We start from the raw sequence: 21,284 nt of genomic DNA, 5'->3' as shown, positions 1-21,284 counted from the left end.
GCTCAGCCTAGGCGAAACACACCTCTCTCACTAGCCTTACCTCTCCCATGCTCAACCGCACAGCTCGGTCGTTGTGGTCTCGTTTTCTTGGCAAGCAACAACAGGCGAAGGCGCTCAAACGTCGCCGCCGTTCGTTCCTAGAGGCCCTCGAAGACCGCTCGCTGATGGCGGTTTATACCTGGTTCGAAGTTGCCAACACGTTAGCCATTTCGCTCGAAAACGACGAGGCACTGACAATTTCGGAAGCCACCGGAACCGTCTCGTTTGTCGTGGCGGGAGGCACCGGAGTATTTACTCAGACTGGAGGCGATACCGCAGTCGGAAGTGGTACCAATACCATCGCCATCCCCACCGCCGACCTGGCCGCCTCACTGGCAATCGACAATAGCCTGACTACTGCCGGTGCAAACAGCGTCACATTTTCGGGCGTGGGATTAATTACCTCGGCTGGAATTAACGTCGCGCTGAGTGATCCAGATGCGACGGGCAACATCAATGTGAATTCCCCACTCACTGCTTCGGCCGGGGCAATTAGCCTAAGCGGCGTGAATGTCTCGGGGACCGGTGCGATCATCACAACCGCTGGTTTGAATGTCACCAACACCGACCTCACCAGCACGCTGTCCGGCGTTATCGCAGGGGCGGGAGGACTGACGAAGTCAGGGAGCGGCACACTCGTCGTCAGCGGTAACAATACGCACAACGGTGGCACGACGGTCAGCGCAGGTACGCTCAATCTCCAGACTACCTTTAATGGCACCGTGAACACCAATCCGATTGGCACCGGCACGCTTACCAATAATGGGGCGACGGTAATTGTCTCGCCGGCCACGGAGTTTTCTGCACCGCGGGGGCCGAACGGCAATTTGGCGATGAGTTGGTTCGATGCGGGGGCCGGAACGGCACTGATTACCAACATCGGTAACAATACTGCCACCGGCGGTCTGTTAGGAACGACCCCGGCAGGTACCAACGTCCGCTCCGGAACGATCAATTTTGGTAACGATGCAGCGTTTACGGGGGCTACGGCCTCGCCCGGTTCGGGCTATGCGATGTCGAATACCGATAACTACATGTTCCTCTTCCGAGGTTATTTCACCCCATCGGCTACGGGCGACTACCAGTTTGGTGTTGGTAACCAGGTAGGAACCACCAATATTGATGACGAAGCGGCCATTTATCTCGACCGCGATCAAAACGGACGGTTTTTGACCAGTGGCACCGCCAGTTTGAATGAACGAGTGGCTTACCGGGCGACATCAGGTGGTTCGGATGCGGGGGCTGCCATCACACTGACGGCTGGCGTTGCCTATCCGATTGCAATTGCCTCGCGCGAAGGAGGTGTCGGCTCCGTGTTAATTGCTAACATTCGGCGCACCACTGGAACGGCGGTTGCCTGGGCCAACATTAATCCCGCCACGGTCAGTGGACCGACGACCGTCGGTTCATTTGCTGCCTACGCCAATGCAGCCGGTTCGGCGTTTGCGCCGAACAACCCGGTATCTGTCTCCGGCACGGCGACGTTCGAACTGCAAGTCGGTGGCGTCTCGTTTGGCGAACTAGCGGCAAGCGCCAACAGCACGCTCAATATCAACGGCACCCAGGCCGGTACAAACAGTACGGCTACCTTTGCTTCCGCGAACTTCGCCGATGCGGTTACGATCAACACGAACACGGCGAACTCGCGGATCGTGGGTGTCGTTGCCCAGACCACCGCTGGCGACCTGATTAAGGGTGGTGCCAACCTGCTGACTTTCAACGGCAACAACACCTACGCTGGCAATACCCTGGTGAACACCGGCATTTTGGCCATCAGTGGGAACAATGCACTTGGCGCAGTGGCAGGTTCGACAACTGTCGCTAGTGGTGCCCAGTTGCAACTCCAAGGTTCAGTGGGCTATTCCTCGCTCGAGGGCCTCAGCCTGAATGGGACTGGCGTGGGAAGCACCGGAGCGCTGCGCAATCGTGCAGGTACGAGTAGTTTTGCGGGACCGATCTCGTTGGCGGGCAACGCAGAAGTTCAATCCGATAGTGGCACGCTCACGCTTTCGGGCGGGATCGGCATTGGCACTAACTTCATTACTTTCGACACTGCCAACGCCAATGGAAACAACGGCCCGATCACTGTCAACACTAACCCCATCACCGGTACCACTGGTGGCATTACGGCCCGCGGCAGCAACAATAGCCCGGTATTGACACTCAGCACTGCAAATACCTATTCAGGCTCCACAACCATCACCGGTGGTGGTCGCATTCTGGCGAGCAATAGCGGCGCGTTCGGCACCAGCGCGGTGACGGTCGACAACACCGCCAACAACCAACTGCGTGTGGGGCCAAACCTCAACATCCCGAATACCTTAAACATTCAAGGTGGCGGGATTTCTGGGCAAGGAGTTCTGCATTTCGCCAATGGTGCCGCGGCCACGACAACCTGGAGCGGAGATATCAGCATCTCCGGAAATGCTGTTGCTGGTGGAAACCATTTAGGGTCCGATGCCGGGGATCGGGTACTCAATCTCACTGGCCCCATCACCTCGACTGCTTCCAACGGCGTCGGGGTGCGGCTTGGCACCGTTCAATTCTCGAACGCTACGACTTCCTTCACGCCGGCCACGCTGCGCATCGACCAAGGTGAGGCTCGCCTGGGTGTTGCCGATGCCTTCCCCGCTTCGGCGTCCATCTTAATCGCCAACGTCTCCGGAGCGACCTTCAATCTGAACGGATTCAATCAAACGATCAACAACGTTGTGATGCCGGCCACGTATGGTGCCGGTACCAGCGGAAATGCACTCATCACCAACAGCGGTGCGGCGGCGGCTACTCTGACCATCGGCAATAATGACGCTTCAACAAATTTTGCGGGCAGAGTTACTAACGGTGCGAATGCCCTGACCATTGCCAAAGTCGGTACAGGAACAGTCACGCTGCATGGCAACAATACCTACAGCGGTGGCACCACTATTTCTGCGGGCAGTTTTGTCGCGACAGCACCAGGAGCACTGGGCACGGGAACGGTTACAGAAAACGGGGGCACGCTTTCGGTCAGCCCAGCGGTCAGTTCGTTATCCGGCTTTGGCACCAATGGAGCCGGCTGGACGTTGAATGGCGCGGCGACAGTAGCCACTAACGTGCTGACCATTTCAAGTGCCGCCAATCAGGCCCGCAGCGCCTATTTCAATCAGCGGGTCGCCACCAGCAAGTTCACCGTAAACTTCACTTATAACAATCCTAATACCACACCTACTGGCTCTGATGGGTTTACGTTTGTCATGCATAACGACCCTCGGGGCGTGGGTGCCTTGGGCGGAAGCGGCGGCAGTTTTGGGTACGCCGGAATCACACCCAGCGTGGCGCTGGGCTTCGATATCTGGGAGGGCCGACCTCGCGGTGCAAAGCTGATCACCAACGGCGTAGTCGGCCTCAACTACACCCTTCCTGGCGGCAGTCCGGCCCCGGTGCTGGTTGGCAACGGAACCCCGATCTCGGTTAGCTTATCGTACGACGGAACCAGCTTATCTGCGACGCTCACCCAAGGTGCGAACACGTTCACGCTGCCGGCCTTGGCCATCAATATTCCCGTCGCAGTTGGTCCCACAAGTTTCATCGGGTTCACGAGTGGCACCGGCGGTGAGACCTCGACTCAAACGATCAGCAACTTCACGTACGCGTACACCGACACGGCTGCCAATCTGCCGGCGACGTACGTCAATGCAGTGAATGTGCCGGCAGGTGTCACCGGCAACACGGTTGTCGTGGGGAACAGTTTTGCCTCCAATGTCACCCTGGGTGGCCTTAATCTCGGCGACGGGGCAACTTTGAATGTCACGACTTCGGGTACTCCGGCAGGTCAGGCTTATGGTTTGACCTTGGGAGCGGCAGCCGTCAACACTGCAGCAACGGTGATTGTTGCGAATAACGGTGCTGGTGTCGGCACCTTGCAACTGGGCGGTTTGAATGACAGTGGCATTCCCACGACGCTTGTCAAGCAAGGTCTGGGCGATCTGGTGCTGTCGAGCCCGGCGACGAGTTTGGTAAGCGGAACGGCGGTGGACATTGAGGCTGGCACCCTGCACTCGAACAACGCGACAGCACTCGGTGCCTTCGCCGACTTCGAGATTGATGGGGGCGCTTTCTTCCATGTTGGCGCGTCTCAAACCATCGGAGCCTTAGCCGGTGCCGGGAGCGCGACACTCAACGGCAACACACTTTCCATTGGCAATACCAACGACCTGTCAGGGAATTTCAGTGGTTCGATTAGCGACGGCAGTTCAGCGGGCAGTCTGGTTAAGCAAGGAGCAGGTACACTCACGCTCTCTGGTTCCAACTCTTACACCGGTTCGACGACAGTCAGTAACGGCACGTTGCTGGTCAATGGCAGTACGGATGCCGCGAGTGCGGTGACGGTGGCCGGTGGCGCGACGCTCGGTGGCAACAACGGCACCGTAGGCGGCAGCGTCGATGCGGCGGAAACGGGCGTCTCGACGATTGCCCCCGCTGCCAATGGTGTGGGCAAATTGATGCTGGGAAGCACCATTACCTTTGATAGCGACGCGGTTTTCGTGGTCGATATCAATGGCTCGGGGATAGCCGGGACAGACTACGATCAACTGGTCGTCAATGGCGTTGCAACACTGGCCAACGCGCCGCTGGTGCTCAATACAACAGCAGCCCCAACTACGGGCAGCACTCTCACCATTCTCGACGCGACCTCGATTACTGGTCGCTTCACTCACAATGGCCGCGTGTTGGAAGAAGGGGATACCTTCCACGAAGACGGTGTGAACTACACCATCAGCTATGTCGGCGGCGACGTCACGCTGACGGAAGCGGGCGCAACACCCGGCATCAATGGCACTGCCAATGGTGACGACTTTCTTGTCATTCAAGTTGGTGGCAACCTCGAAGTCAGCCTGAACGGTGTCGTGGTGTACTCCGCCTTATTGGCAAATGTTGATAGCATCACACTGAATGGCCAAGGGGATGATGACTCCGCAATAATCGATTACGCCGGAGGAGTATTTGCCGAGCTCGTCAATTTCAACGGCGGCACTCAAGCGACCGTGACCGGCGACGACCTGCTACTTCAGGGTGGCACGTTCGATCTGCTCGAATATAAGGTAACTGGTGTTGGAGCAGGCAAGATTACGCTCAGCGGAGCGGGAGGCACGGGAACCGTGAACTTCACCGGTCTGGAACCGGTGGTGGTGACCTCGCCTGCGGGTAGCGTTACGCTGGATATCGACAACGACGTCGTGGACGGCTTTGCCAGTGCGATCAACACCATCATCACGGATGCTGGCGGTGGAATGATGCTGGCCGACTTCGATGTGGGTGCAGAAGACTTGAACTTCGTCACTCCCACGGTCGCTTTAAACATTCTGGGCGATATCACCGGTGACGACGGTGTGACGATCACATCGGTGCCCACAGGCTTTGCGGCTGCCGTATCGATTGACGGCCAGGGTGGTGCAGACAGTATCTCGATCAACGCAGCGCTAACTTTGGGAGGTGGAGTTGGACCTTCGACCGGTGCCGTTTCGCTGGCGGCACAAACGATCGACATCAACCAAGCGATCAACTCCGTAGCCGGTGGCGCAACAGGCACCATCGCGCTGAGCGGAAGCACAATCAGCACGAGCTCAAACCTGAGCACCGATGGGTCTGCAATCACCATTGCCGCCGCGACGGCATTTGTGCTCGACGGAGCCACAGTCACCATTGATACGGAATCTGGCAACAATAGTAACGCCGGAGCCGTCAATTTCACTGGTACCACATTAATCCGCGCCGACGTTGCGGGTCGCGACCTGGTCATCAATGCCAATGTGACCGCCGGAGCATTCAACGGCGGCGCAGTGACGCTCAAACAGCTTGGTGGAACTGGCGGCGCTTTTTTGAACGACGTTACCATTAACACCAATGGCTCGGGCGCGGGTACTGCAGGTCTGCTGATACTAGATGGCAATGTCACGTTGTCCAATGGCGGTGATACGGCTGCCTTTACTTACAGCGGTACTAAGGTAGCGATTGCCAGCACCTTAACCATTGACACGGAAAATGGTACAGCAGCACCTGGCGAGGTCAATCTTGGTTTGGCTAACATTTACGCCACGGCTGCGAATGTGTTGCTAACGATCAATACCAATGTCGCTAGCGGAACTGGTGGTTTCATTGCTCACGGCTTGGTGGATGACAACGGCGGAGCAGATTATTTTTTGGCAGGTTTGACAGAGGTGGCACAAGGATCGACCTCTGGAGAGCTTCGGCTTAGCCAGAGCATCTTTGTCGAAGGGAATATTAGTTTGTCGGGGCGTGGGCGTCCGACCGCGTCCATTACCATTGACTCTCATCAAGCAGACGGTGTCGGCGGGTCAATCTCCCTCATCAATAATTGGTCGTCGAACGTAGCAGGGGTCGATTTGACACTCGATTCGTCCGCGACAACTACGGGGGGAAATATCTCGATCCCTGCCCTTACCAATTTGCTGGGGCAGTATTTCAACGATGTCAGCCTTAATTCTGACGGCGGTACGTCCGACGGTTCAATCACTTTGACGGCAAACATTAGTCTTGACCTCGCTGCCGGTGACGCAGGCGATTTTGTAGTTGCTAATAGCAACACAACCTCTTTGGCGACGATCGTGATTTCGCCTGCCGCAGCTTCGGGGGGAGCGACCCTCACGATCGATACCGAGCAAGGAAACAACGGCAATGGCGGCAATGTGAACCTGGGGACTGCTGCCAATACCCGAATTACCTCGGTGGATGTGGATACCGCCTCAGGTGCTACCAAAGGTGCAGATCTGGCGATTACTACCGGGACAACAATGGCGTTCGCGGCGGGGGCAATCACACTCCCGGCTGTCCTTGATACGGACGGTGCCGGAATAGCGAACTTTACCATCAACGATTTGTCGCTTAACACCGATGGAACTACGACCGACGGAACGATCACGCTGACTGGAGATATCTCACTCGATAATGGCAATACAACGAATGATGCGGCATCGTTCTCCGTGACCGGCGGCGGCAACATCATCCTGGGAGTTGTTGCGGCTTCGACGTTGACGATTGATACGGAAAGCGGCAGCACCGCCAATGTGACGGATGTCGGTGGTGTTAACTTCGGCACGTCAGCCGTTTCAGCGACGAATGCGAATGTGAATCTGGCGATTGATACCTCGAATACTGGCTCCACTTCGGTGGGCGGTAACGTTACGCTCGCAGGTTTTAACAGCGCTGGAGGCAATCTAGTCAACGACCTGACGATTACTGCTGACGCAAGCGGTACGCGTGGTGACGTCTCGTTCACCACTGCTGCGGTGAACCTGGCGGGTGGATTGAATGTGGCGATCGCGGATGAAATTTCGCAGAGTGCAGCCGCGCCCATTACCACCGTGAGCAGCGTGAGCATGACGGCACGCAACACCGTGTCGCTCAATGCCAATGTGAATGCTGGTGCGTCCACCATTTCTATCAGTGCCAACCAGGATGGTGCCGGGTCAGAGGGATTCACTCAGGCGAGTGGCACGAGCATCGTCACTACCAATGCGACCGCAACGGCACTTGTGGTGCGGGTGAATACAGCTGCTGGTGGCACCGGGGGCGCGGCGTTGGGTTTGCTGGAAGTGGGCGCTGCCCCCGGTCAGATCACGGTGAACACTACTTCGACAGCCGGAAGCGGGGGGGCCATCATCGATAACAACGCTGGTGTTCTGAACCTATCGGGCGGCGATGCGGCACTCTTGGCGTCCGGCGGAATTGGTTCCGCCGATGCGATTGAGATGAATCTGACGAATGTCGGCTTCAACAACTCGACTGCGGGGGATGTGCGCCTGACGGAGTTGGTAGGCACCGGCGGATTCGTGGTGAATGCGGTCGTCGGAGTAGCGACCTCGGCGAACACCGGTGGCGCAGCCTTTCTAATCGCGAGTAGTCCGATTACGTTCGCTGTGAACACCTCGGCCACCAACATCACGGCCCAGGCGTTGGAATCAGCCGCGACAAATACGGACAACATTACAGTGAACAGCGGCGTTACCGTCACCGCGACGACGGGCAACGTGCTGTTTGAAGCTGGTGACCGGATCGTGATTCAGAGCACCGGCCTGGTCACTGCTACTCTTGGCAACGTCACGTTTGATTCAGGCTTCTCTGATACTGACAACGATGGCTTGATGGACCTCAGCGGTGGTGTCTCGGCCGTTGCGGGCACGGTGACGCTCGACCTGAACGCCGAAGCTGGTCCCACGAGCAACGCTACTCAGACCGCCACCAGCACGATCACTTCGGTCACCTTGTCGTTGCTAACCACAGGTGGTGGCACCGGCGTGTTCGACCTCGATGCGCCGACAACCAACAACGTCAGCAACCTGATTGCGAATGTCGGTGGAGAGGTCGAGTATCGCGATGCCAATAGTTTAACCTTGGGCACCGGCGGGAATGGCATTACTACTTCGAACGACGATGCGACGATCTGCGTAATCGCTGGCAATCTGACGCTCAGCGACAACGTGAACCTGGGAAGCGGCACGCTCCGGCTTCAGACCGACGCCGTCGGCAGTGGGATTAGCCAATCGGCCGGCACAATTACGGCCAGTGCGTTGGGCCTCCGCTCTGGCACGGGAGGCATCAACTTGCCCACCGCCACCAACGATGTCGATACACTGGCTGGCACTACCACCGGCAGCTTCACCTTCCAGGACGCTGACGGCTTTACGATTGGAACTGTCGGGATCGACGGTTGTTTCACGCCCGGGGTTACGGGTATTACCAGCGGTGATCTAGAATTGTGCGTGCTGACGGGCGATATCACGATCAGCGATAACATTGCCGCTGGTGGCAACTCAGTTCGACTGCAAGCAACTGCCGGCAATGTCGTTGAGACTTTGGCCGCGACGATCACGGCCGGGACGCTGGGCGTGCGTGCAGGTGGTGGCAATGTCACCTTGGACAACAGCAATGATGTCGATAACCTCGCCGCATTTGCGAGCGGAAACGTCAGCGTCGTCAACGTCGGTGGCGTGATTATTGGCACCGTGGGCGCGGGGCCTTGCTTCACCGCTACGACGGGCGTGAGCACGACTGCCGGAACCATCAGCGTCATCAACAACACGAGCGGCAATATCACGATTAGCCAGGCGGTCTCGGCCGGCGGAGCAAACAGCGTCACGCTCGATGCCAATGGAGCCACTGCCGATCTGCTCGTGAATGCGTCGGTCAACTCGGCGGGTGGTGCGATCAGCCTGACAGCCGACAACGACGTGTCGTTCAATGCGACCGGCGACGTGGCAAGCAACAACGGAGCCATCACAATCACCGGCGACGCGGGCGTACCGGTTGGAGGTGCCGTGACGATGGATCCAGATACGGCCATCGATTCGGGTACCGGAACTATTCACGTTTCCGCGACCGGCAACATTACTTTGGGCGATCTGACGACAACCAATGCCACGCTCTTGGCAGTCACCATCACCAGTACTGCGGGTGGTGTTGTCGATGCCGGTGCGGACGTCGATACCGAAATTACTGCGAACGCTGCCGGCTCGCGCGTCACGATCATTGCTGCTACCGGCATCGGAGCTACTAACGCGATTGAGACGGAAGTTGCTTCGCTCGATGCCAGCGTTACTGCAGCCGGCAACATTCTGATCGTGGAAGTCAGCAGCATCGACCTGTTCGATATCGATACGGCCGCCGGCTCGATCACGATTCAATCCGGCGGGACGATGACGGCGACGGACGTGCAGTCGAATACAGACTCCGACACAAACGACATCACTCTCACGACGACTGCGGGTGGGATTGGCGTGGGAACGATCGCGGCGGGTGTGGCCGGTGATGTGTTCCTGACAGCGGCCACTGCGATTACCGATCTCGATGCCACGAACCCGGATATCACAGCTGACGATTTGGTCCTTCTCAGTACCACAGGTGTCGGTACGTTGGCCGATCCGCTGGAAACAGTTAGCTCAAATCTCGAGGCGGTTGGCGGCACCGGTGGCGTGTTCATTGCCAACTCGGGCGACCTGACGGTCGGTGGAATTGACGCACTGGTGATAGGCGTGAGTGCCACGGGAACCGGCATTGCGATCAGCACGATTGGCAACCTGGACGTGAGCGAAGACGTAATCGCCAGCGGCGCAGCTGCGGATGTGATGCTTTCCACCGTGGATCAGCTGGCCCTCACTCAAAACCTGACGGTGAACAGCGGGGTTACGGTGCAATCGACGGGTGGCAGTGTGACGTTGAATGCGGGTGATGCGTTGGAGGTGCAGGCTGGCGGCAGCGCGTCGGCTGGCACGTTCCTCACGCTCAATGTTGATCTCGGTGGGGCCGATCCCCTTAATGGTGCGACGGTCGACCTGTTCGGCTCGCTGACTGCGAATAATGGTGACGTCACGCTTACGACCGGCAGCGAGGCCGATGCGGTCACACTTACCGGTACAATTACCGCGAATGCGGCCGGCGACATCACGATCAGCTTGGGAGCCGGCACGGATCAATTCAACGCGGCGACCACGGCTACAGCAGTGCTGACGGCCTCGTTAAATACGATCACGATCAATGGTGGGAATGGCAACGATACGATCCTGCTGGGGGACCAGTTCTTTGCGGCCACGATCAGCGCTGCGAGCACGATTCTCAACGGCAACAACGGGACGAACAATCCCGACGGCAGCGACACCTTCAAGGTGCGGGCCAGTACGACCACGCCGTTCACCATCGACGGCGACGATCCGACCGAACCGACTCTGCCCGGCGATACGCTGTTCGTCGATCTGACGGGCGTGTCGGGTCCGGTCAACGAATCGCATGGCGACCCGAACACGACCATCTCGTTTCCCAATCCACCCAATTCGCAGCTTGACATCACCTATCGGGAGATCGAGACTCGGCAGACCACCGGCTTGGGCTCGCCGCTGGTGAACCACATCTTTGACCTGCTCAACTACCCGCTAGTCCCCGATGGCGTATTCGACGTCCAACTCACCAGCGATTCGAATTTGAAAGTGACGCTGAACGGGGCGAGCGTCTACAACGGCGACGACTCCACGGTGAACAGCCTGACCTTCGCGGGGAACGCGGGAAACGACGCCGTTCGCATTCACGCTCTGGCGGGCACGGGCGAACTCCCCAGCGAAGGTGGTCTCGTCGACTTCGGTTTGGATGGCGTGAACACGCTACCGGGTGTCACACCCACCGGCATCTCCTCGATGGATGCCACGCGCAAGGCGGTCAGCGGAGCCTTCGCCGCCAACGCCCGCACGCCGGTCAGTCTCAGCAACAATCGGGCGGGCGTGTACTTCGATGGCCGCGGCGGCACGAACTCGATCGTGCTGGATGTGACCACTGCCCGCGACGTGGCCTACCTGTCTGACAGCCAGGCCGGTTTCGGCGCGAACCAGGGAGACCTGAGCGTGCAGGCAGCGGGCGGTACGCTGCGGGGCTTCGCGGCCTCGTTCGCCAACGTCAATAGCGTGCATCTGCGCGAGCAGACGGCCGTCGGCAGCAAGCTGCTGATCGATGCCAGCAGCACGTCGGCCACGACGACAATCAGCGTGGTCGACATCCTCGATCCGGTGACGACGTCGCAGTACGACGCGCTCAATCCGGTCAACAACTCGCTGGTCGTTAACCCGAACGTCACCTTCACTGGCGCTTCGCAACTGGTCGGCAACGGTGGCGTGGCCGCGACTCGCTTCGCGAACTTCGCCGACGTGACGATCCGCAGTGGTGGCTACACCGGCGCGTCCGTGGGCGAAACGCTGGACCTCATCAGCCTCGACCCCCTGGGCCTGACCACGCTGGCTCTCGACGCCGGTAGCGCGCTGGGGACTGGTGCGGGGCCGGGTGCCGACAGCGGGGCCGCCGATACCATCCAACTGCGAAGCCTCCCCAGCGGCGTCACGGCCACGCTGACGGGCGGCCTGGGGAGCGACACCTTCCGCCTGCACGGCGAAACGACGATCGTCGTCGATAATGATCCTCCCACCGACTACACCAACGTCCCCGGCAGCGATGGCCTGGACGCCAACGACACGGTCGACAACATCGCCGGCCCGGTGGTGGTCGACGGGGAAGACGCCAACCTAGCGAACAATAACGATCAGTTGTTCATCATCGACAGTGGTGACACGACCGCTGACCCGAACGTGCTGATTGCTGCAGCCGGCGGGATGAATGCGGACTATGCGGTGACGGGAATCAACGCCAGCGGGGTGACGTTCCGCAACATCGACAGCTTCGATTACACGGGCACGCAAGGGGGCGACACGATCGACGGCCGGTTCACCCCGACCAATGTGCCGCACGACCTGAACACGGTGGCCCTGCGTGGTTTCGACGGCGACGATCAGTTCCTCCTCTTCACGTCGAACCAATGGGGCGGGGTCACCCCGGTGACGGAGCTACCGTTCACCCGCGTGGCCAGCGGCGTGGGGACGATCAGTCTGTACGGCAACGATGGTGAAGATATCTTCGGCGAAACTCCGGCCCCGGTCATCGGGAACACGGGAGCCATGCACGTGGGCCTAGCCGTCCCCGCCACGACGCGGCTGATTCGTCCGACCACGGCCGCGACTGCGGGGGGAAGCACCATCTTCATCGACGGTGGCGATCCGGTGCCGGCGCTCAATCAGGCCGGCGATACGGTGGGCGATGTGCTGAACCTGGATGTCACGGACGTGCCGAAGAACACGGCGATGATCGTGGGAGCCGGTTCGTCGGGGAACGTCCTCAGCGCCAACACGGCTCCCTTCAGTTGGGTCAGCATCGAAGACCTCAACCTGGTCGACAACGGCAAGTTGACGGGCGTGCAGATCGGCGACGTGTTCGGCCGCGGGACCACGGGGAACGACCTGATGCAGATCTCGGCCAATGCCACGGCCGCGCTTCCGCATCAGGTGCGGGTGCGCATCGGCGGCGCGATCATGAACTACAACGTGCCGGGCAAGGCCGTGCTGTACGGCGGCAACGGAGTCGACACGATGTCGCAGACCACGGCCAAGATCCCGGCCGTGTTCTATGGCGAAGCGGGCAACGATTCGCTGGCGGGGGGCTCGAACAACGACTGGCTGGTGGGTGGCGACGGGAACGATCAGATCACAGGTGGCGAAGGCCAGAACGTGATCTGGGGGGATAACGCGCCGACGAATCCGGGCGACCCGACTCCGCAGGACTTCCAAGGCCCGAACGACGGTAACGACTCGATCAGTTCGGGCAACGGAGCCGACGTGATCTATGCCGGTGGTGGCCACGACGTGGTGAACTCCGGTGGGGGCAACGACTACATCCATGCCGGGGCTGGTAACGACAGCGTCGATGCCGGGGCCGGAGACGACCGGGTGTATGGCTACAGCGGCAACGATACGCTGCAAGGCAACAGCGGCAACGACCTGCTGTCGGGCGGCGACGGTAACGATTGGCTGCTGGGTCACTCGGGGAACAACGTGCTAATCGGTGGCACGGGGAGCGACACGCTCTCGGGTGGGGACGGCAACGACCTGCTGATCACCGGTGGGCTGGGTGGTGAAGAGAACAGCACCTGGACTTCGGCTCCCAACACGATGACCTATGCGGCGAACACCTACAGCGACCCAATGGATAACGACGCAGCCCTGCTCGCACTCCTGACGGCCTGGCAGGGGAACTCCAACGCCGCTGCACCACCGCCCGAAGTGCTTGCCCTGCTCCCCATCATCGCGCCCGACGGCTCGGACGACGACGCCTGGGGCGGCAACGGCAGCGACCTCTTCAGCTGGGACGCCGCCGACATGGCCGACGAATCCCTCACCGCCCCCGGCCCCAACGACTTCAACAACCCCGCCACAGGACCTGACGTCCGACTGATCAATCCGTAAAGAAGCCAAACGCGGGACCGAAGCCTGAGTAAGAGCCAACATCTGTCCCGGCAGCCGCGATTGCGCTGTTTTCAAGATGAGCGCAGGCCAATTTGTGCCAAAGCAATATGTTATTGGCTACAGCCGAGAGACCGACCGCGCACTCCGTAGATCCTGGGTTCATGAAGCACAGCTCGGAAGTAAATTGTTTTTGTTGTCAATCATGCCGGCGATTAGTACGGGCTGAAGACGCAATTGATGCGAGCCTAATGTGTACCACTCTGTACCCTTTTGCACTCGTGGGGACCACTATGGACCAGTACTGTTCGAGAGTAACCGAGACCAGTTGCGAGTTATTGTCGCGATTGGTAATCTCGATGTAGATAACGACTTGGAGCGAGTTAAGGGTAACTGCATCCTGCGACTACGGAACCGAAGGCGCATCGATGCCTCTCCCGCCTTAATCGCCAACAAACCTCCGAAACTCGCTCTCATCCACGTTGCGGCCGCTGATCACGACGACGATGTCGCCGTCGCCCGTCAGATCGATCTGGCCGCCCAGCAATCCAGCTACGGTAATGGCGCCGGAAGGTTCGGTTCGCAGACCGTGCTGGTCGTAGAGCCATTTCATCGCTTGCTGCGTCGCTGTGTCCGGAATCGCCAGCGACTGCCGAACGAGTTGCTGGAGGATCGGCCAGTTATGGTGGCCGACATCGTAGGACAGCAGGCCATCGCAGATGCTGGTCGGCTTCGCGAGCCGCACGATCGAGCCCGCTGCGAGCGACTGGCGAAAATCATCCGCCCCAGCGGGTTCGACGCCGATGATCTGTGCTGCAGGAAAGCCGTCGGCGATGGCAAGAGCCTGACCCGCCATCAATCCGCCGCCGCTGATCGGGCAATAAAAATGTGAAACGCCGCGCCCCGTGCGCTGCAGGTCCTGAACAACCTCCAAAGCGCCCACGCCGTTGCCGGCAATCACAAAGGGATCGTCGTAAGGCGAAGCCTGCACGGCCTGTTCTTGCTCGGCGATCTCGCGCGTGATCCGGTCGCGCTCGCCCGTCTCGTGATCGCGGGCAATGTCGTAGGTGCAGATCTCCGCGGCGAAGGAGCGGGTGCGTTCAAACTTGATCCGCGGCGCGGTCTCCGGCATGACGACAATCACGCGCTTCTGGTAACGCATGCCCGCAAACGCAATCCCCGAGGCAAAGCTGCCGGAAGAATGCGCTGCCACGGGGCGGTCGCCGATCCGATCCAGTGAATTCGCCATCCAGTTCAGCGCGCCGAGGAGCTTGAACGAGCCGGCGGGGGTCCAGCCATAGTCCTTGAGCCAGACGCGCCGCGTCGGTGGCAACTGCAGTTCGCGTTCGAGCGCGTGAGCGGCGTCGGCGACACATGCTGCCGGATGATCGGTTCGGCAGCGCGGACATCGGCAATCGTGGGAATGCGAATCGACATGGACTCCTGCTCAAAACAATTCGGCAATCGGCTTCCCCGTTTCGACCAGCGGTGTTGGCCGGCCAGAGGTACTGATCCAATGGTCGTAGGGGTCGATGCCCAAGTGGTGGAACACGGTGGCGGCCAGATCGCCGGGGCCGAGCGGACGGTCGCGGATTTCACCGCCGCGACGATCGGTGCTGCCAATCACCTGTCCACCCCGAATACCGCCGCCGGCGAGCAGCAGCGACATCACCGCCGGCCAGTGATCGCGGCCGGCTGTTTTGGTCATGATCGGACTGCGGCCGAACTCGCCCGCGACGATCACAAGGGTGTTGTCCAGCAAGCCGCGCTCGTCGAGATCTTTGATCAGCGTCGTGATCGCGCGATCGAGGACTGGCAGCATCGGCGTCAAGCCTTTCACGATGCCGCCCCAGCGAACTTCATCGCCGTGATGATCCCAGTGCCCCCAGGCATCACTGAGCGTGATGTAGGTCACGCCGGCTTCTACGAGCCGCCGCGCGAGCAGCAGTTTCTCGCCGAGCGAGTCCCGGCCGAAGCGATCGCGGGTGGCCTCCGATTCCTGGCTCAAATCGAAAGCCCGTTGAGCGGCTCCGCCGAGCACGAGGTCAAACGCTTCACGCACACTGCGGTCTTGATCGCCAAACCCCTGAGCTGTGGCAACTCGCTGCTCGAACCGATCCATCTTCTGTCGCAGGGCGGCCCGATCCTGCAAGCGATCGATGCTTAGGCCTTCCGGCATGGCGAACCGGCCGTTGACATTGAGCCCGTCGAGCGGCTCGAACGCCTGCCCCAAGTCGCCCGCGCCGTAGATATCGCTGACCAGGCTCTTCGCTAACGCAACGAACGGCGGCATCCCTGGCTGGTTGGCGCCGTGGAACTTCGCCGCGACGGAACCCATCGAGGGATAGCCACCTCCTTGGCGTCCGGTTTCGGTCCGCTGCGCGCGAGGATTCGCCGCTTGAAACGTGATCGGAGAATGATTACTCGCGCTGGCATCCATCGAGCGGATGATGGCAAACTTCTCCATCATCGCCGCCTGCAGCGGCAAGTGTTCGCAGAGCGAAATGCCGGGCACCGAAGTAGCGATCGGCTGATACGGCCCACGGATCTCCGCTGGCATCTCCGGCTTCGGGTCCCAGGTATCGATCTGGCTCGGGCCGCCGGACAACCAGATTTGAATGACTGCCGCCTGTGATTTTTCCCGGCCGCGCTCCGCCGCTACTGCTCGCGCTCGCAGGAGTTGCGGAACGGATAGCCCCGTCAGAGCACCCAGCCCAGCCTGCAGGAGCCAGCGCCGGCGGCCGACGTTCAAAAGGGGAGGGAGAGCAACCTGCGTTTGCATGGGGCACCTCGGAGAGTCGGGCGATGATGCCTCAAGCCTACCCGAAAACGCATCAAAGTCCAAGCATGTATTTTTCCGGGCCGGAGCTACTTTTGCAGTTGACTGAGCAAGATCTGCTGCTGGAGCACCACCTGGCCTTGTTCTTCTCGGACTTGCACGCGCACGAGCGGGTCAGGCTGATTCCAATCAATCAGGACGTTACCGAAGTTAATGTCGAAGAACGTCAGGCCCACTCGATAGCGATTGATCTCGTTGGCGAAGCGCACGCCGGCCTTCGTCACATTGCCGCTGGGGGCATTCAGGCTGCTGGAGGTCGCTTCGTACAGCGGATAGCCAATGCCGGCTTCCTCCGGGGCCAGTTTCATCAACTCCGCGAGATGCCGATCGCCGCTGAGGAGCACCACACCCTTGGCCTGCGACTCGCGAATGGTCGCGAACAGCTTCTTGCGTTCTCGGGGGAAGTTGCCCCAGCATTCCGAACCATGCTCGTCCGGCAGAATCTGTGTACCGGAGCAAATCAAACGCAACTCGGCCGGCTCACGCAGTTGCTCCGCGAGCCACTTCCACTGCGCCTCGCCGAGGATGGTCGCGGCAGGATCGTCATTGGGAAGATACACGCCGCGGTAACCGTCCCCCGGTTCGCCGGGCTTGAAACCCTTGACGAGCGGACTGCGAAAATAGCGGACGTCGAGCAGGATGATCTGCACGCGTTTGCCCGGCGGACCAAACACCTGCGCGTGATACACACCTTCGTACTTGCGCCGCGGACTGTTGGGCGGGACACCGAAGAAATCGTGAAAGATCTGCTGCGATTCGCGCTTCTCCGGATATTCCGCGCCGGCGTCGTTGGCACCGTAATCGTGATCATCCCAGGTGGCCAGAATCGGACAGGACTTCTTGAGCCGCTGATAGCCGGGCTGAGCGCCGAGCAGGTTCCACTTGTCGCGTAACACCTGCATGTCCTGGGTGTCGCCGTAAATGTTGTCTCCCAGCAACAAGAACAGCTGCGGCTTAGTTTCGATCACCGCGTCCCAGATGAGTTGCGGTTTGTCCTGCTTGGCGCACGAACCAAAGGCGAGGCGACTCAGCGGCTCGCCAGGCTGCACAGCGGCCTGCTGCTGCTGCGCAGCCGGCTGGGCGACTTGGGCCCAGAGTGATCCGGCAGTGATCCCCAAGACGCAGAGCCCAAACAGACCAATTCGGTAACGCATGGAAGATTCAATCGATTGAGAACAGCCGAGGCACAAACGAATCAGTGATTGTGGATGTTAATCGTAGTCGATACGATGCGGCGATTCATCCGTCCGGCATCTGACGAGATCACGAATGACCCAAAATTCACTTTCCATCTACGAGCGGTTAGGCGGTGTTTACAGCATCGCAGCCGTGGTCGATGACTTCATCGACCGGATCATGGTCAACCCGGCGCTGAATGCGAACGCGAAGGTCGACGAGGCTCACCACCGCGTGTCGAAGGCGGGCTTCAAATATCTGGTTACCGAAATGGTCTGCTGGGCCACCGGCGGACCCCAGAAGTACACCGGCAAGAGCATGCGCGAATCGCACGAGCACCTGGCCATTACCGAGCCGGAATGGCAGGTATTTCTTCAGGACTTTCAGGACTCGCTCGACAAGTTTCAGGTTCCTCAAGCCGAGCAGCGGGAGTTGTTCGCGATTGTCGCGAGCACGAAAAGGGATATCGTCGTGCCGTAATTCCCCTTCCAGCTGGTCGGTATTGACGCTGTGGCCGCTGTAGTTAGATCAGCTCCCGCATCGGTTCGTGCCGATCGACGAGATATTGCGGCCGGCCCGCGAGATCGCGGACGGTCGTCTTGTTGGGATTGAGGCCCAGCTGGTGATAGAGGGTCGCTAGGACTTCGCCGAAGTGAACCGGGCGATCGACGGGCTCGCCGCCGAGTCGATCGGTCGTGCCAATCACATGGCCCGCCGCCGGCGAGGAGCGCGCAACCGACCTGCGGCCAGTGATCGCGGCCAGCGTCTTTGTTGATGACCGGCGTCCGGCCGAACTCGCCCCAGGCGACGACGGAAACATCGTCGCTCAGGCCGCGCTCGTGCAGATCCTCGACGAGCGCGCTCAGGCCTTGATCGAACTGCGGGCCGTGGGTGTTCTTGAACTCGGAGAAGTTGTTGGAGTGGAAATCCCAGCGGCCGAAATTGAGCGTGACGCACCGCGCGCCGGCTTCCACGAGCCGCCGAGCAATCAGGAAGTGCTCCTGCTTGCGGGGAGCGCCGTCGCCGTAGTTCTTCGGATCGCCTTTGCCATACCGCTCCAGAACCCGTGGTTCTTCGCGGCTCACGTCGAGCGCTTCGGCCAATTTGCTGCAGGTGAGCACACCTAAGGCCTGCTGCGTGAAGGCGTCGTAGCCCGCGAGCTTGCCGGAGTTCTCGACCTCGCGGCGAATCGTATCGAAGCTCGACAGCAACTGCCGGCGGTCCTGCAGGCGATCAACCGCAATGCCATTCAGAGTCAGATCAGCCCTGGCTTCGCCATTCGGCCGGAAGGCGCTGTGCGAAGCGCCGAGGAACCCTGGATGGCCGGGCGAGCCATACGGCGGATGCCCGGTGACCGGCGCGAGCCCCACGAACGGCGGCGTGCCAGCGTCTCGGCTCCTCAGCAGTTTCGAGAGCGTCGCTCCCCCCGACGGCCAGCCGCCGGGGGGCTGTAGGAATGAGCGACCGGTGTAACAGATGAACGAATCGTGACTGCCGTTGGGCGAACCACCACCGTGCGGATGGGGACCAGCTTGTCCATAATCCGCGCCAGCCGGGGCAGGTGTTCACAAATGCGAATGCCCGGCACGTTTGTGTCTATCGGCTGAAATTCGCCGCGGATTTCCGCCGGGGCGTCCATCTTCAGATCGTACATGTCCTGATGCGGCGGCGCGCCGCACATGTAGATCATGATGATCGCCTTCTTCGACGAGCGAACGCCGCTGGCTGACTCCGCCCGCAGCAGATCGGGCAGGGCCAGGCCTCCCAAGCCCAAAGCGCCAATCGTCAGCACTTCGCGCCGGGAGAATCCCTTGCTGCGCACCAAGAAGCGAAAGCATGGGGAGTCCTTTGTGGAGGCGGGGACTTGGGGCGGGATTCGTCAGGCGGAACCTTCATCTTACCATTCCAGGTCGCAACTGAACACAATCAAAACAACTCGCGAATCGGCACGCCGCCGTCGGAAAATTCCACCGGGCGGCCATCGGCCATCCGCAGCCGCTGATCGGTGTTGATGCCCAGTTTGCGGTAGATCGTTTCGGCGTAGTCGTAGGGGGTGTAGCGGCGTTCGACCACGTCGCCTCCTTCGCGATCGGTGACGCCGATCACCTGGCCGCCAGGCACTCCCGCGCCGGCGAAGGCGATCGACATCGCTCGCGACCAGTGATCGCGCCCCTGCCATTTGTTTAGCCGGGGAGTGCGCCCCATCTCGGTGATGAAGCAGACGAGCGTTTCCTCCAGCAGGCCGCGCTGGTGCAGGTCTTCCAGCAGCGCACTGAGCGAACGATCGAGGCTGGGCATCATCACCGCATGGGGCAGACCGTACCGCTCTTGATTGCTCATTCCCTGGGGACCGCCGCAGGGACCGTTGCGATAGATCCCCTCATGATGATCCCAGTTCAAAAAGACGCCGTTCGATTCGCCGGTCCCCGGACGGCCCACCAGTTCCGGCGGCTGGATGACCGTGACAGTGACGAAGCGCACGCCAGCTTCGATCAGTTTGCGTCCCAGCAGATAGCACCTGCCACGGTGGTCCGTGCCATAGCGTTCGATCGTCGCGGGGGACTCTCGCTCCAACTGGAACGCTCCCTGCACTTCAGGGCTGGTCAGCAGATCGAACGCGTATTCGTGGAAGCGGGCTTGCGATTCACCTTGGCTTTGCACGGTCGTGCCGGCGCGATCGAGGCTCTGCAGCAGGTTTCGCCGCTGTGACATTCGCTCAGCATTCATTCCCGGCTGGGGATCGAGCGAACGAACTCGCCAGGCCCGGTCCGCCAGATTTTCCCCCAGGCTTTTCGTTCCCAATTTCCACGGCGCTCGGCCCGAGCCGAGGAATCCCGGGTTGCCCACGTGGTTCGGCAGATTGGCGCCGGGGCAGAGCACATAACCGGGCAGTTGCGGGCACTCGGTCCCCAGCGACTCGGTCACGACCGAACCAATATCTGGAAAACGATGCGTGCGGAGATCGGCGCCGCGGAATGCGGGCGAGTCGAAGCGATACCCTTTGAAGAATTCCAGACAGCCTTCGATGTGCCCGGCAGCGGTGGTCGAGGTCATCGAGCGGACCACGGCCAGTTTGTCCGCATGCTGGGACACCTGCGACAGGAGCGAAGAATAATGAATACCCGGAACCTTGGTGGCGATAGGCGCAAACGGACTGCGATGATCCAACAGGGCATCCGGCTTGGGATCCCACGAATCCATCTGGCTGATGCCACCTTCCTCGTAGATGACGAGGACGTTGCGGGCCCGCGCGCCGGACGGTCGCACGGACTTTGCTTGAGACTCGGCGGCCAGCAAACTCGGCAACGAGCAGCCCAGCACGCCGGCGGTCACGCCCTGCAGCAGTCGCCGGCGGCTGGTGGTTATGGCCGACGATGGGGAACGATTCAGCATCGCGGTGGTCCCTT

The 21,284-nt window shown here is 60.4% G+C and carries 7 protein-coding genes and 1 pseudogene; 2 read left to right on the top strand and 6 right to left on the bottom strand.

What is annotated here, in order from left to right:
• Window positions 1-47 precede the first annotated feature (47 nt).
• On the top strand, window positions 48-13,865 hold the full coding sequence (locus tag ETAA8_RS31245) for an autotransporter-associated beta strand repeat-containing protein (protein WP_145098382.1): 13,818 nt from the start codon (window positions 48-50) through the stop codon (window positions 13,863-13,865).
• Between the two features lie 439 nt (window positions 13,866-14,304).
• On the opposite strand, the gene ETAA8_RS31240 is transcribed toward ETAA8_RS31245, so the two are convergent.
• The 3 genes from ETAA8_RS31240 to ETAA8_RS31230 form a co-directional block, all read right to left on the bottom strand.
• Window positions 14,305-15,195 (bottom strand): threonine ammonia-lyase, encoded by an 891-nt coding sequence (locus ETAA8_RS31240; protein WP_202921381.1) that lies wholly within the window; start codon window positions 15,193-15,195, stop codon window positions 14,305-14,307.
• Between the two features lie 114 nt (window positions 15,196-15,309).
• On the bottom strand, window positions 15,310-16,644 hold the full coding sequence (locus ETAA8_RS31235; protein ID WP_145098379.1) for a DUF1501 domain-containing protein: 1,335 nt from the start codon (window positions 16,642-16,644) through the stop codon (window positions 15,310-15,312).
• Window positions 16,645-16,730: 86 nt separating this feature from the next.
• On the bottom strand, window positions 16,731-17,855 hold the full coding sequence (locus tag ETAA8_RS31230) for an alkaline phosphatase D family protein (RefSeq protein WP_145098376.1): 1,125 nt from the start codon (window positions 17,853-17,855) through the stop codon (window positions 16,731-16,733).
• Between the two features lie 115 nt (window positions 17,856-17,970).
• Here ETAA8_RS31230 and ETAA8_RS31225 point away from each other — a divergent pair, with 115 nt between their 5' ends.
• Window positions 17,971-18,357, top strand: a complete 387-nt coding sequence (locus ETAA8_RS31225) for a group I truncated hemoglobin (RefSeq protein ID WP_145098373.1) — start codon at window positions 17,971-17,973, stop codon at window positions 18,355-18,357.
• A 43-nt stretch (window positions 18,358-18,400) separates the two neighbouring features.
• Here the strand turns inward: ETAA8_RS31225 and ETAA8_RS31220 are convergent.
• The 3 genes and pseudogenes from ETAA8_RS31220 to ETAA8_RS31215 form a co-directional block, all read right to left on the bottom strand.
• Window positions 18,401-19,355 (bottom strand): annotated as a pseudogene (locus ETAA8_RS31220) (DUF1501 domain-containing protein).
• Complete coding sequence (locus tag ETAA8_RS35690) at window positions 19,277-19,699, bottom strand: DUF1501 domain-containing protein (protein WP_261343654.1); 423 nt, start codon at window positions 19,697-19,699, stop codon at window positions 19,277-19,279. Before ETAA8_RS35690 ends, ETAA8_RS31220 begins: the two are co-directional and overlap by 79 nt.
• A 104-nt stretch (window positions 19,700-19,803) precedes the next feature.
• Complete coding sequence (locus ETAA8_RS31215; protein ID WP_145098370.1) at window positions 19,804-21,270, bottom strand: DUF1501 domain-containing protein; 1,467 nt, start codon at window positions 21,268-21,270, stop codon at window positions 19,804-19,806.
• Between the last annotated feature and the right edge of the window lie 14 nt (window positions 21,271-21,284).

The organism is Anatilimnocola aggregata, assembly GCF_007747655.1.
GTDB lineage: Bacteria > Planctomycetota > Planctomycetia > Pirellulales > Pirellulaceae > Anatilimnocola > Anatilimnocola aggregata.
Note: the sequence above shows the minus strand (reverse complement) of the source record. Positions and strands in the feature narration are given on the sequence as shown.

What these genes read in the sequence shown, in the direction of transcription:
- ETAA8_RS31230 (WP_145098376.1), bottom strand. Translation starts at nt 17,855, where the DNA reads ATGCGTTACCGAATTGGTCTGTTTGGGCTCTGCGTCTTGGGGATCACT.
- ETAA8_RS31245 (WP_145098382.1), top strand. Translation starts at nt 48, where the DNA reads ATGCTCAACCGCACAGCTCGGTCGTTGTGGTCTCGTTTTCTTGGCAAG.
- ETAA8_RS31225 (WP_145098373.1), top strand. Translation starts at nt 17,971, where the DNA reads ATGACCCAAAATTCACTTTCCATCTACGAGCGGTTAGGCGGTGTTTAC.
- ETAA8_RS31235 (WP_145098379.1), bottom strand. Translation starts at nt 16,644, where the DNA reads ATGCAAACGCAGGTTGCTCTCCCTCCCCTTTTGAACGTCGGCCGCCGG.
- ETAA8_RS31215 (WP_145098370.1), bottom strand. Translation starts at nt 21,270, where the DNA reads ATGCTGAATCGTTCCCCATCGTCGGCCATAACCACCAGCCGCCGGCGA.